This is a genomic window from Bradyrhizobium liaoningense (assembly GCF_018130955.1).
GTDB lineage: Bacteria > Pseudomonadota > Alphaproteobacteria > Rhizobiales > Xanthobacteraceae > Bradyrhizobium > Bradyrhizobium liaoningense_C.
Genome location: NZ_JAFCJM010000016.1, coordinates 62,580 through 74,963, shown reverse-complemented (window position 1 = coordinate 74,963; position 12,384 = coordinate 62,580). Strand labels below are relative to the sequence as shown.

General features: G+C 64.7%; 10 protein-coding genes. 7 read left to right on the top strand and 3 right to left on the bottom strand.

Going from position 1 to position 12,384, the window contains the following annotated elements; all coding sequences use genetic code 11:
* Positions 1-43: 43 nt before the first annotated feature.
* The 4 genes from JQ632_RS16015 (at position 44) to JQ632_RS16000 (ending at position 2,852) form a co-directional block, all read left to right on the top strand.
* Entirely contained in the window at positions 44-997 is a 954-nt protein-coding gene (locus JQ632_RS16015; RefSeq protein ID WP_212403542.1) for a LytTR family DNA-binding domain-containing protein, read from the top strand.
* A gap of 326 nt (positions 998-1,323) precedes the next feature.
* On the top strand, positions 1,324-1,971 hold the full coding sequence (locus JQ632_RS16010; RefSeq protein WP_140976459.1) for an alpha/beta hydrolase: 648 nt from the start codon (positions 1,324-1,326) through the stop codon (positions 1,969-1,971).
* A gap of 64 nt (positions 1,972-2,035) precedes the next feature.
* Entirely contained in the window at positions 2,036-2,548 is a 513-nt protein-coding gene (locus JQ632_RS16005; RefSeq protein ID WP_212403541.1) for a DUF1697 domain-containing protein, read from the top strand.
* 13 nt (positions 2,549-2,561) lie between these two features.
* Positions 2,562-2,852 carry a DUF1330 domain-containing protein gene (locus JQ632_RS16000; RefSeq protein ID WP_212403540.1) on the top strand — a complete coding sequence of 97 codons (291 nt, stop codon included), beginning with the start codon at positions 2,562-2,564 and terminating at the stop codon, positions 2,850-2,852.
* A gap of 12 nt (positions 2,853-2,864) precedes the next feature.
* Here the strand turns inward: JQ632_RS16000 and JQ632_RS15995 are convergent, their stop codons facing one another.
* Together JQ632_RS15995 and JQ632_RS15990 are read right to left on the bottom strand one after the other, a co-directional pair.
* A complete protein-coding gene (locus JQ632_RS15995) occupies positions 2,865-3,542 on the bottom strand; it encodes a glutathione S-transferase family protein (RefSeq protein ID WP_212403539.1) in 678 nt (225 codons plus the stop codon).
* Between the two features lie 93 nt (positions 3,543-3,635).
* On the bottom strand, positions 3,636-4,739 hold the full coding sequence (locus tag JQ632_RS15990; RefSeq protein ID WP_212403538.1) for an anhydro-N-acetylmuramic acid kinase: 1,104 nt from the start codon (positions 4,737-4,739) through the stop codon (positions 3,636-3,638).
* Between the two features lie 160 nt (positions 4,740-4,899).
* Here JQ632_RS15990 and tyrS point away from each other — a divergent pair, with 160 nt between their 5' ends.
* From tyrS to JQ632_RS15975, 3 genes are all read left to right on the top strand, one after another.
* Complete coding sequence (tyrS, locus tag JQ632_RS15985; RefSeq protein WP_212403537.1) at positions 4,900-6,153, top strand: tyrosine--tRNA ligase; 1,254 nt, start codon at positions 4,900-4,902, stop codon at positions 6,151-6,153.
* Between the two features lie 57 nt (positions 6,154-6,210).
* The gene (locus tag JQ632_RS15980) at positions 6,211-7,473 is read left to right on the top strand and encodes an MFS transporter (protein ID WP_212403536.1); all 1,263 of its coding nucleotides are present in this window, start codon (positions 6,211-6,213) and stop codon (positions 7,471-7,473) included.
* Between the two features lie 204 nt (positions 7,474-7,677).
* On the top strand, positions 7,678-8,109 hold the full coding sequence (locus JQ632_RS15975) for a DoxX family protein (protein WP_212403535.1): 432 nt from the start codon (positions 7,678-7,680) through the stop codon (positions 8,107-8,109).
* Positions 8,110-8,400: 291 nt separating this feature from the next.
* On the opposite strand, the gene JQ632_RS15970 is transcribed toward JQ632_RS15975, so the two are convergent.
* Positions 8,401-12,222, bottom strand: a complete 3,822-nt coding sequence (locus JQ632_RS15970; protein WP_212403534.1) for a DUF3971 domain-containing protein — start codon at positions 12,220-12,222, stop codon at positions 8,401-8,403.
* Between the last annotated feature and the right edge of the window lie 162 nt (positions 12,223-12,384).

The window sequence follows — 12,384 nt, the reverse complement described above, 5'->3', positions numbered from 1 at the left end:
GTTTTCAGCTCCTTGACGCGACGCCAAGCACGGTTCTTTGGCCATGGCTGACACCGAAAATGCCCCACAAACCGAGCGCGTCGAGCCGGTTTGGGACCAGGACCGGGAGCGAGGGGATGAGCCGCCGCGCCCTGGGACGAGCGGCGGGCTCTCCGGGATCAGCGGTGGCGACCGGACGATGTTCTTCGCGATCGGGGCCGTCGCGCTCGCGATCGGAATCGTGAATGCGCTCTCCGGCGCTCAGGATGCCGCCTGGCGCGGCGACAGTTCGGATGTCGGCCGGCGGCTGTTCTGGGAGATGTCGAGCATCGCCGTCATCCTGCTGCTGCTGCCGATCCTGGTGCTCGCCATCAGGCAGATGCGCCGTGCCTCAGGCCTCCTCGTGCGGGTCGGGATTGGCGTGGCCGCCCTGCTCGGCTTCTCCGCCCTGCACATCACCGGCATGGTCTGGATCCGGAAGCTCGTGCTCTGGCTCGCCGGCGGCGCCTACGACTTCCGCTTCTCGCTGGCGACGGTCCTGTACGAGTTTCGCAAGGATGCCGTGGCCGTCCTCCTGATCGGCGGCACGCTCTGGCTGCTGGAAAGCCGGCGTGAGCTGAAGAGGGCTGCAATGGTCGCCCCGCAGGGGACGGCCGCCCCGCCCCACTCCTCATCCCCCGACCCGATCTGGCTGCGGGACGGCACAAGCCGCGTACGGGTTGCGCCGCGCGACATCCTGTGGGTCGCCTCCGCCGGCAATTACATCGAATACAACCTCGCTGACGGCACCCAGCACCTGATCCGCGGGACACTGGCGACCGCTGAAGCCGAGCTGGCGCGCTTCCACATCGTTCGTGTTCACCGGACCAAACTTGCCAATCTCGATCGCGTGGCGGGCGTGGATCTCAACCCGTCAGGCGATTTCGAGCTCACCTTCGACAGCGGGCAGACCCTGGGAGGCAGCCGGCGCTACAGATCCTCGGTGGCCGCGTTCGGGAATCGCACGACTTCAGCGTAAATCGGGCCGGAATGTCCAATAAATCATCGTGATTTCAATCGGTTGCCCGCACCGCCGGGCTCAACGAGCCTGTTGCCGTCCCGATCGCGACGCGCCGGTGACCAGCTAACGTCTTGAATTCATTTGGCGATGTTCAAGATGCTTGCTTTTTGACCCTCGCCTCATGTTAGAACGCGCCCGTCAATTCCACCGTGCGCCGCTCGCGCATCATCCGAGGGCGCCTTCTCACCCTTCATTCGCGCTTTCATCGGCTCGACGCCGAGGAGGCCAGAACAATCGGTTGATTGCTGAGGATCGTCTTCAAGGGATCAATCAAGAGACAATCCATGCCTGAAGTTATTTTTGCCGGCCCCGCTGGCCGCCTCGAAGGTCGCTATCACCCGGCCAAGCAGAAGAACGCGCCGATCGCGATGATCCTGCATCCGCATCCGCAGTTTCACGGCACGATGAATCATCAGATCGTGTACCAGTGCTACTATGCCTTTGCGCATCGCGGCTTCTCGGTGCTGCGCTTCAATTTCCGTGGCGTCGGCCGCAGCCAGGGTTCGTTCGATCACGGCACCGGCGAATTGTCTGACGCCGCCGCCGCGCTCGACTGGGCGCAGACCATCAATCCCGAGGCGCGCGCCTGCTGGGTGGCCGGCTTCTCCTTCGGCGCCTGGATCGGCATGCAGCTTCTGATGCGCCGTCCGGAGGTCGAAGGCTTCATCTCGATCGCGCCGCCGGCCAACCTCTACGACTTCTCGTTCCTCGCGCCCTGCCCGTCCTCGGGCCTGATCGTGCATGGAGAGAAGGACGCCGTGGTGCCGCCGAAGGACGTCAACACGCTGGTCGAGAAACTGAAGACGCAGAAGGGCATCGTGATCGACCAGCAGGTCATCCCCGGCGCCAACCACTTCTTCGACTCCAAGCTCGAGCCGCTGATGGAAACCATCACGGCCTATCTCGACATGCGCCTCGCCAACGTTCGGTAAGGCGTTACGTTTTGAGCATGATCTTGCCGGAAAACCGCTTCACACTTTTCCGGATCATGCTCTGATGGGCGCGTTCGTGGCATTGCTACGGGCCGTCAATGTCGGAGGCACCGGCAAGCTGCCGATGACCGAGCTCAAGGCGTTTTGCGAAGAGCTCGGTTTTGCCGCCGTGCGCACCTACATCGCCAGCGGCAACGTCGTCTTCACCAGCCGCAAATCTGAAGCCGCCATCAAGACCGCGCTGGAAAAGCGCCTGCACGCCTATGCCGGCGCGCCGGTCGGCGTGCTCGTGCGCAGCGCCGCCGAGATGGCGAAGGTGCTGGCGGACAATCCGTTTCCGAAAGCCGCACCCAACCGCACGGTGGCGATCTTCCTCGACAAGGCGCCGCCGGCGGACACGCTCGCAGGTTTGCGCGGCCAGAAGGACGAGGAGGTGCGTCTCGGCCGGCGCGAGATCTATGTCCACTATGGCGACGGCATGGGGACGTCAAAACTCGTCATCCCCGCTGCCAAGGCCGGCACCGCGCGCAACATGAACACGATCGCGACGCTCGCAAAGATGGCGGCGGAGCTGTAGCGGAAGGCGGCAAATGAGGGCGTATCTGGTCCTCGACCTGTCGGTGCACGACTTCTCGCGCTTCAAGACCTACATCGACCAAATCCCGGCATTCATCGCCAAGCATTCCGGCCACTACATCGTGCGAGGGGTTCAGCCGACGACGATCGAGGGCGACTGGACACCCGAGCGCCTCGTCATCATCGAGTTTCCGGAGCGCACGAAGGCGCAAGCGTTCCTGGACGACCCTGAAATCCAGGACCTGTTCAAGCTGCGCCACGCCACGACCACGAGCCGACTGCTGCTCGCCGACGGGTGCACCTAGCTTTCCGTGCGCTCAAGCCGCGAGCTTGAGCAGATGCGCGTCGTGGCGCACGAGGAACGCGCGCAGCAATTGCGGATAGTCGGCCCCGACAGCCGTCTTCACGCTCGGGCGCTTCGCAAGCTCGGCCCGCCATGCCCGCACCTTCGGCAGATCTCTGAAAATGCCGAGCTCAGTGACTTCATCGAATACGTCAAAATAGCGAAAGATCGGCGCGAAGACGGCGTCAACCAGGCTGAAGCCTTGACCGGCGAAGAACGGGCCCCCACCGAGGGCGGCCTCGACACGCGTGAACTTGGCGACGAGAGCCTGCCGCTTGCTCTCGAAGGTCGCGGCATCGGTCGTGGTTTCCAGGCCCCAGAGGTCGGCGAGGATCGCGGAGCCGAACTCCATCCAGGCGCGGTGCTCGGCGCGCTTCAGCGCATCAGCGGGATGCAGCTTCACGCCGCCTTGCGTCTCCTCGATGTACTCGCAGATCACGTTGCTCTCGAACAGCGCGACCTCGCCCTGCTCCGTCGTCACGACAAGCACCGGCACCTTGCCGAGCGGCGAAATCTTCAAGAACCAGTCCGGCTTGTTGGCGAGATCGATGTCGATCCGCTCGAACGCCACGCCCTTCTCGGCCAGCGCGATCACCGCGCGCTGCACATAGGGGCAAAGCTTGTGACTGATCAGTTTGAGCGAAGCGGCCATGGCTGGATCCCGACGGTTAGATGCAACCGCATCAACATAGATGCATTTGCATGAACAAGTCAAGATCAATGCATCTGCATCAACCAACCGTGATCAGGGGCGCGCAATCACCCCGCCGGTCATCGGCATCGGCACCCCCGTGGTCGCAGGATAGGACAGCGGCAGCCCCTTCAGGCCGCGAGCGGCCAGGAAGCCGAAGGCCTGGGCCTCAATAGCATCGGACGACCACCCCAGCGTATCCGCCGCCTGGACCGAGGCCGGCGACACCCGCTCACGCAGCATCCGCAGCATGGTCAGGTTGCGGGCGCCGCCGCCGCAGACGATCCAGCTCCGAGGCCGTTTTGGCAGCAGCGGGATGACGCGGGCGATCGCGGCGGCGGTGAAGGCGGTCAGGGTTGCGGCGCCATCGGCGGGCGCGACATCGCCGAGCTTGAGCGCGGCAAAGTCGTTGCGGTCGAGCGACTTTGGCGGCGGCAGCGCGAAGAACGGCAATTGCAGCGCGCGGGCGACCCAGGCCTCATTGACCTTGCCCAGCGCTGCAAACTTGCCCTCGCTGTCAAAAGCCTGGTTCATGGTGCGAAACATGAAGTCGTCGAGCAGCGCATTGCCGGGCCCGGTATCGCAGGCGATCAGCGCGTCATTGCCGTCGATATAGGTGATGTTCGAGACGCCGCCGATATTGACGACCACGATCGGGCCTTCGCGGTCCAGCGATTGCGCCAGCGCGCGATGATAGACCGGCACGAAGGGTGCTCCCTGCCCGCCGGCCTCGACGTCGGCGGCGCGGAAATCATGCATCACGGGAATATGGATCAGTTTGGCGAGCGCCGGCGCATCGCCGATCTGCACCGTCATGCGCCGCTCGGGGCGGTGCAGCACGGTCTGGCCGTGGAAGCCGACGATGTCGATCTCCTCCGGGACCATGCGGTTCTGCGCGGTGAAGGCGGCCACCGCCTCGGCATGGGCGAGCGTCACGGCCCGCTCCGCCTCGGCCAAAATGCCCGGCCGGGCGTCGCGCTGCGGCAAATGAACGGCTTCGGTCAGGGCCTGGCGCAGCAGATTGCGTTCGGCATGGGTGTACGGCCGGTAGCCGGACGGCCCGAACGCCTTCACCTGCTTTCCATCGGTTTCGATCAGTGCAACGTCGACCCCGTCAAGCGAGGTCCCGCTCATCAGACCGAGCGCAGTCAACATCATCCCGGTAAGCCTCGACGTCTCCCTACCCCGACGCCTGGCTTGTATCAAACAAGCACATCTTATAATGCCACAGCGCGCCTCGCGGCGGCAGCCCGATCCGCATGGGTTCCGCAACTTGCCGCAATTACCGTAAAATAAGAATGATCAGGCAAGCCGACAGATGAGTGCATTTAAATCTGATTTCCTCAATATTTTGAGGGAACGGGGATTCATCCACCAATGTTCCGATTTTGAGGGCCTGGACGCGCTCGCCGCCCAGGGTCAGGCGACGGCCTATGTCGGCTACGACTGTACCGCTCCCTCGCTGCATATCGGCAACTACCTGACCATGATGATGCTGCACTGGCTGCAGCAGTCCGGCAACAAGCCGATCACGCTGATGGGCGGCGGCACGACGATGGTCGGCGACCCCTCCGGCAAGGACGAGACACGCGCGATCCGCACCGTCGCCGAGATCGAAGCCAACAAGGCCTCGATCCGCGGCGTGTTCTCCAAGGTGCTGCGCTACGGCGACGGGCATTCCGACGCCGTCATGCTCGACAATGCGGAGTGGCTGACCAAGCTCAACTGGATCGAAATGCTGCGCGACATCGGCAAGCATTTTTCGGTCAACCGCATGCTGACGATGGACTCCGTGCGGCTGCGCCTCGAGCGCGAGCAGGAGATGAGCTTCATCGAATTCAACTACATGATCTGCCAGGCCTACGACTATGTCGAACTGTCGCGCCGCGTCGGCTGCCGGCTGCAGATGGGCGGCTCCGACCAGTGGGGCAACATCATCATGGGCGTCGATCTCGGCCGCCGCATGGGAACGCCGCAGCTGTTTGCGCTGACCACGCCGCTGCTTACGACAGCCTCGGGTGCCAAGATGGGCAAGACCGCGCAGGGCGCGGTGTGGCTGAACGCCGACCAGTTCTCGCCCTACGACTTCTGGCAGTACTGGCGCAACACCGAGGATGCCGACGTCGGCAAGTTCCTGAAGCTGTTCACGACGCTGCCGATGGGCGAGATCGCGAAACTCGACGCGCTCGCGGGTTCGGAAATCAACGAGGCCAAGAAGGTGCTGGCAACCGAAGCGACCGCGCTGCTGCACGGCCGCGATGCCGCGAACGAGGCGGCCGAAACCGCGCGGCGGACCTTTGAGGAAGGCGCGCTGGCCGAGAGCCTGCCGACGATCGAAATTCCGCGTAGCGAACTCGACGCCGGCGTCGGCGTGCTCAACGCCTTCGTCAAGGCGGGGCTCGTCGCCTCGAACGGCGAGGCGCGGCGCCAGATCAAGGGCGGCGGCCTGCGCGTGAACGACGCGTCCGTCACCGACGAGAAGATGGTGCTGACGCCGGCCCTGCTCACGCCGGAGGGCGTGATCAAGCTCTCGCTCGGCAAGAAGCGGCACGTCCTCGTCAAGCCTGCATAGGCGTATTCGCTTTTCACTGCTTGCCAGGGCTCGCGGAAGCGCGCTCCCTGACGGGCAATGGACCAGAACACGCCCAAGGAAACCGTCAAGGAAACCGTCAAGGAAGCAAAGGCGCGCGAGCCGGTGCGCGTGGCCCTCATCGTGCTCGCGCTGTGCTTCACGCTGTCGGTGCTCGGCCGCGGGCTCGGCGACAGCTTTACCGTATTCCTGAAGCCGATCTCGGAAAGTTTTGGCTGGGATCGCGCGCAGATCGTCTCGGTCTATTCGCTGACCTGGCTCGCAAGCGGCCTCACCGCGCCGTTCGTCGGACGCCTGTTCGATCATTCCGGACCGCGCTCAGTCTACGCGCTCGGGCTGCTCTTGCTCGGCGCCGCCTTCCTGATCGCGGCGCACGCACAGCATCTCTGGCAACTCCAGCTCTCGATCGGCCTTTGCGTCGGCATCGGCGTCGCCTTCATCGGCATCGTGCCGAACTCGATCCTGCTCGGCCGCTGGTTCGGCCCACGCCTGCCGACCGCGATGTCGGTGGTCTATTCGGCGATGGGGGGCGGCGTGCTCGCGCTGTTGCCGGTCTCGCAGATCCTGATCGACCATGTCGGCTGGCGCAGCACCTACCAGATCTTTGGCTTCGCGACATTCGCGCTCCTGGTCCCGCTGCTGCTGCTGCCGTGGCGGATGTTTGCGTCGGGCTCGCCGCATGTCGTGAAGAAGATCGCTTCCGATGTCGTCGACGACGGCTGGACGCTGTCCCGCGCGACGCGCCATCACGCATTCTGGGCGCTGTTCTCGACCTTCTTCTTCACCGCCGTCGGCATGTATGCGATCGCCGCCCAGATCGTCGCCTATCTGATCGATGCCGGCTTCCCGCCGTTGCAGGCCGCGACCGCCTGGGGCTTTTCCGGCGTGGTGCTGGTGTTCGGCATGTTGGGGGTGTCCGCGCTCGACGGCCTGATCGGACGCAGGCCGTCGGTGCTGCTCAGCTACGCGATCTCGATCCTCGGCATCTTCCTGCTGTGGCTGCTGCAATATGCTCCGAGTACCATTCTGCTCACCGGCTTCGTCGTCTGCTTCGGCAGCATGATGGGCTCGCGGGGGCCTCTGATTTCCGCAACCGCGATGAAGATCTTCAGGGGTAAGCGGATCGGCACGATCTACGGAACCATTTCGATCGGCAGCGGTTTGGGTTCGGCCTTCGGCTCGTGGGCCGGCGGCCTGATCCATGACGCGACGGGCGGCTACAATCTGCTGCTTGCCTTCGCACTTGCGAGCGTCGTGCTTGGCATGATCCCGTTCCTCGTCGTGCCGGCGCTGCGACGCTAGGTGTACTGGAGGTTACCTGCAACCCTGGCCGTAACCCGGAAAAATACGGAGACGAAATCAGCGGCTCGTGAGGCTTAAAGCCGAAACTGCGGTGTTTTGCCCTACATGACGAAAAAGTCAGCGCGAAATGATCACGTGCGACTTGCGGGGTGAAACCGAATGCGATTCAAGTCGCAGCGGGAATTGGATGGAAGGGCGCTTATCATGATCAATCTCTCTCGCTTTCAGCCGGCTCTGTTGAGCCTGTTTCGCTTCATCACGGGCCTGTTGCTGCTCCAGTACGGCATCGCGAAGATCTTCAAGTTTCCGGCGGTCCCCTACTTCGCCGACATTCCGCCGCTGATCTGGACGGCGGGCGCGCTCGAGCTCGTGTTGGGTGCTGCCCTGATGATCGGCTTGTTCACGCGGATCTCGGCCTTCGTGCTGTCAGGTGAAATGGCTTTCGCCTATTTCATGGGCCACATGTTCAAGAGCGGCGCGCCGGTGTTCTTGCCGCTGCTCAACGGCGGCACCGCGGCAATCCTGTTCTGCTTCGCCTGCCTTTATCTCTCGGCAGCCGGCGGCGGCCCGATCAGCGTCGATGCGCTGGTCCGCAAGGAAGGCGACGAGCCGAGCGGCGCGCTCGCACGGCGCTAACTGATCCGCTCAAGCGAACTGAGACGGCGCCAGCGCAATGTGCTGGCGCCGTCTTATTTTGTCCCCAGCACGTTCCAGATGATGGCCAGTGCTGCGACCAGCAGCACGGCCATGATGATGCGGTGAACTAGTCGGTTCATTGCACGCCCGTTCAGGCCCGGCTCGATAGCCCACAGTGCCTGAGACCGATCATCTCTGGTCTGTGAGCCGAAGCAAGCCGTCGCCTGGCTCGAGTTCGCGCGCGCCGTGGAGTGCCCGCACGTCCATTCGGGATGGGCAGCAAGATCCGGGCTATCGCCGCGCGAGATTGCAGCCGTTGGAGAGAGCCCGCGGTGGGTTGTCGCCCGATTGCTGCGTCGGCAGCTCCTCGATCGGCGAGTTCTGCTTGCCGGTATTGAACTCGAATATCTTGCGGAACAGGCCCGGCGCCATGGCCGAGATCGGATTGACGCGCATCACCGGCGCAGCGGGCGTGCCCACGACCTCGTAGGTCACACCGATCAGTCCCTCATTGTTGCCGCCGCCGAGGAAGATACCGAACAACGGAATCTGGCCAAAGATGTTGTTCACGCCGTACATCGGCACGAAGGTGCCGCTCATACACACCTGGTTGCCGGGATAGTCGATCGAGCCTTCGATGGTGGCGCCGATCATCGGCCCCTTGACGACGCCGTCGCGGATCGTGAGCGCGCCGTTCTGCCGGGTGAACTCCGCGCGCAATGCCGAGAATGCCACGCCGTTCTGCGCACCGTTGGGGCCACCCGCCGCAACGCGATCGAGCTGATCCATTCCCCTCACAGAGAAATCGCGCACATTGATCAGGCCTTCCCTGGCCGTCGGCTCCGACGACGGCGGCTCCATCGCCACCACCATCTGGCCGCCGTAAACCTTGTTGGTGGTGTCGGTGAAGCGCAGCAAAGCGCCGGCGTCGTTGGTCTGGAGATAGATCACCTCGCGGCTGCCCTGCGCGCGCCCACCGCGCAAGTCGGCCGTGACAGGCGTATTGCTGCCGACCTTGCCGCTCAGCGTGAACGCCTTGATGGCGCCGTTGCGGCGCGACATCTTTGCGTCGACGCTGCGCATCGTCTCGCCGTTGGAGCCGGCCACCGTGCCGAGCTTGACGTCGATGTCGAAGTCGACGTTCTTGAGCTTGCTCTTGCCGTCGTCCTTGGTCGTGCCTGAGATCGCCGACTTCAGGAAGCCGCGGCCGTCGAACACCTCGCCGCGCATCGTGCCCTTGACCACGCCGTCCGCCCCGCGCTCGACGCGCAGCGAGGCCTTGTCGCCGTCGGACGGCGAATAGACCGGGAAGTTCGCGTTCACGAGGTCGCCGTTCTGGTCGACCTCGAGAGAGCCGCGGATCGAGACGCCGGCGCCGTCGACGACGATGTCCTCGAGCCGCGTCGACTGTGCCGTCGGCACCACCTTGAAGCTGGCCTTAGCCGACTTGCCCGGCAGCTTGACCCAGCCCGGCAGGATGTTGTCGAGCCTTACCGACGTCAGGTCGGCCTCGACGCCAAGCCGCGTGGTCTGGTCGGCGCTGGAGCCGATCTTGCCGGAGATCTTGACCGGCAGATTGCCGGCGACGGCCGGGCTCAAATCGAAGCCGAGGCGCGCGCGGCTGGCATCGTCGAGCGTGGTCTGCAATTTGACGTCGGCCTCGCCCTCGGCCAGCTTGCGGTAGTCCAGCGAGGCCGCCTGCCCGTTGATCTTGACGTCGCCCTTGACCTGATAGCCCTGGTTGTTGGCGACAATCTTGAGCGTGTTGGCCTCGAGCTTCTGGTTCATCACCAGCTTGTCGGCGGCGAAGCCATTGAGGTCGGCGGTGACGGCGTAGACGGTGTCGGCCTTGGTCAGCTCGCCCTTGACCGGCAAGGCAAGCGAGATGTTCGCATTGAACGTTCCCTTGCTGGTGTTGGGATCGACGAAGGTTGCGGACAGATCGCTCAGCCGGTCGTTGGCGAGAATTTCCGCGGCCGCCGGCACCGGTCCCTCGACGCGGAACCTGCTGCGCGACGGCGACGGTTTTGGCGCCATATCCGGCACCTCGAAGGTGAAGTCGGAGATCGTGATCTTGCGGCCCGCGGGCGTGTCGGCAATGCCCTGCCCGATGTTCACGGTCGCGGTGCGGCCCGTGACGCGCGCCCTGAGATCGGCATCGTGCACCGACGGCATGCCGTCGACGGGGTGCACGGCAACGCCGTTCGCGACGATGTTGACCGAGAGCCCGTCGTCGGGGATCGGCGGCCCCTTGCGGGAGAGATTGCGCACCGGCGAATTGACGGCAACCTCGATGCGCTGGAGCGAGCCGCGCTCGATCCGCTCGATCACCCACTCACGAAGCTCGGGCACGACAAGCGTCGGCCATATCCGCTTCATGGCGGATGCCGACATCGCCGTGCCCGCAAAGCCCAGCGTCAATTGCGGCTCGTTGGCATAATCGACCGCGGCGGTGCCGGCGACGCCGATCTCGCCATTGCTGATATTGGCCTGCGTCAGCAGCACGCGCTTGTGGTCGGTGTCGAAGCGGAAGCCGATCGCGATGCGGTTGAAGACCAGCGGCGGCTCGTTGTCGATGCCGGCGAGCAGGATCGAACCGCCGCTGAAGCCGAGCTGCCAATCCGTGGTGTTGCCATTGGGCGGCTCGAGATGCGCCAAGAGCGTGACGCGATTGGCACCCGCGATGACCTTGAACGGTGCGACCAGCACTCGCCGCCCCGCGTCCCACTCGACGTTGATCTCGGCCGAGTCGATCCCCATCGGATAGTCGGGCGTGTCGGTGTCGATGATGTTGCCGGCGCCGGCGACGATCTTGCCGCGGAAATAGGTCGGCAGGCCGTCGCGCCCGAGCTCGCCCTTGAGCTCGCCGGTGAGCGGCAGGTCGGCATTGTAGGTCAGGTCTTTTGGACGCAGCGCCAGGAGGATGTTGGCCGTGGAAACCTTGTCGGCGCGGATGTCGACCGAGCGCACGCCGTTCGCGGCAGGCCCGACCGTGACGCGCAGCGACCATGGCTTGGCGCCCTCTTCGCCGAGGCTCAGGGTCACGCCGCCATTGCTGGGACGGCGCAGGCTGAGGCTGATGTTCTCGAACGACCATTTGCCGCCGCGCTGCTGATCGTCGACGATCAGATTGCCGTTCTTCAGGCCGATCTCATTGAGGTTCTGGCCGTCGAGGCCGGTCATGCTCAGACTGTCGAGCCAGTCGAGGCTCGCCAGCAGCCCGCTCTGCGCGGTGGCCGCCGGTGGCGCTGCCGGCGTGCCCGGTCCGGTCGCGACATTGGGCGCAGTCGGAGGCGGCGCAGATCCAGGACGCGGGAACGTTGGCGGCAGGCCAGCTTCCTTCTTCGAGGCAACGCCGGTTGCGAGCGGTTTTGCGCTATCGCCGGCGGAGACGGTGACAGTCCCATCAGGCAGGATGCGGATGGCCAGCTCGGCATCGACGAGATTGAGGCTTTCGGCGCGCAGCCGCCCCATCAGTAGCGCGGTGCCGGACAGCTTCACCTCGGCTTTCGGCGCAACCGCCACGATGGCGCGGTCGCGGTCGCGCACGATGATGTCGCGGATGCGCACGGCGATGCGGATGCGGCCGGCGCGTTCGATCTGGGTGCCGCCGACCTCGACGGTGTTGCCGTGGCCGATGTTCTCCTCGATCGCCTCGGCGAGCCACGGTGTCGCGATGTCGAGATTGATGGGACCTGCACCGAGCCGCCACCACAGCGCGCCGAAGCAGCCGACGAAGATGAGGACGACCATGGCAACGCCGATGGCGAGACGCTTGACCCACCGATCGGCCACCAGCCAACGCCGCAGGGTGCCAAAGCCGTCGCCTATGCGATGAACGCCCGAATTGGAACGGGACAGCAACCGGCGCGCCCGACGGCCCGCCGCCTCCTCCTGATCCGGATCCCAATCGGGCTCATCCCACTCCGGAGGAGCCTGATGCGCGGTGCGCCGATCGTAGTCCCGGTCATGCTCCGAACCCTTGCCGGGTCCTTGGGGCGACGTATTCCTAGCCATTGCCTCTCGATACAGGCGCCCATCGTACGATTGACCGCCACCAGGGCCACAGCCGTCGACAGGGATCGAGCGCCCCTGCACCGGCACCGCAGCCATTCCGTGAATGTTCCTGCTGTTCGTCATTTCGCCCCGGGAGCGCGTTCAACGAGCAGTGGGGTGGTGCGTGGAATTCCTTGTAACCATACTCCGGCGTCGCCAGACTTGCCCAGCCGAGGGCCCGAATCCGGCGCCCCGGACGGAAGCTGCAATAGCGTTCTG

Coding starts and splice junctions, on each gene's coding strand:
- JQ632_RS16015 (WP_212403542.1), top strand. CDS start 44: ATGGCTGACACCGAAAATGCCCCACAAACCGAGCGCGTCGAGCCGGTT.
- JQ632_RS16010 (WP_140976459.1), top strand. CDS start 1,324: ATGCCTGAAGTTATTTTTGCCGGCCCCGCTGGCCGCCTCGAAGGTCGC.
- JQ632_RS16005 (WP_212403541.1), top strand. CDS start 2,036: ATGGGCGCGTTCGTGGCATTGCTACGGGCCGTCAATGTCGGAGGCACC.
- JQ632_RS16000 (WP_212403540.1), top strand. CDS start 2,562: ATGAGGGCGTATCTGGTCCTCGACCTGTCGGTGCACGACTTCTCGCGC.
- JQ632_RS15995 (WP_212403539.1), bottom strand. CDS start 3,542: ATGGCCGCTTCGCTCAAACTGATCAGTCACAAGCTTTGCCCCTATGTG.
- JQ632_RS15990 (WP_212403538.1), bottom strand. CDS start 4,739: ATGATGTTGACTGCGCTCGGTCTGATGAGCGGGACCTCGCTTGACGGG.
- tyrS (WP_212403537.1), top strand. CDS start 4,900: ATGAGTGCATTTAAATCTGATTTCCTCAATATTTTGAGGGAACGGGGA.
- JQ632_RS15980 (WP_212403536.1), top strand. CDS start 6,211: ATGGACCAGAACACGCCCAAGGAAACCGTCAAGGAAACCGTCAAGGAA.
- JQ632_RS15975 (WP_212403535.1), top strand. CDS start 7,678: ATGATCAATCTCTCTCGCTTTCAGCCGGCTCTGTTGAGCCTGTTTCGC.
- JQ632_RS15970 (WP_212403534.1), bottom strand. CDS start 12,222: ATGGCTGCGGTGCCGGTGCAGGGGCGCTCGATCCCTGTCGACGGCTGT.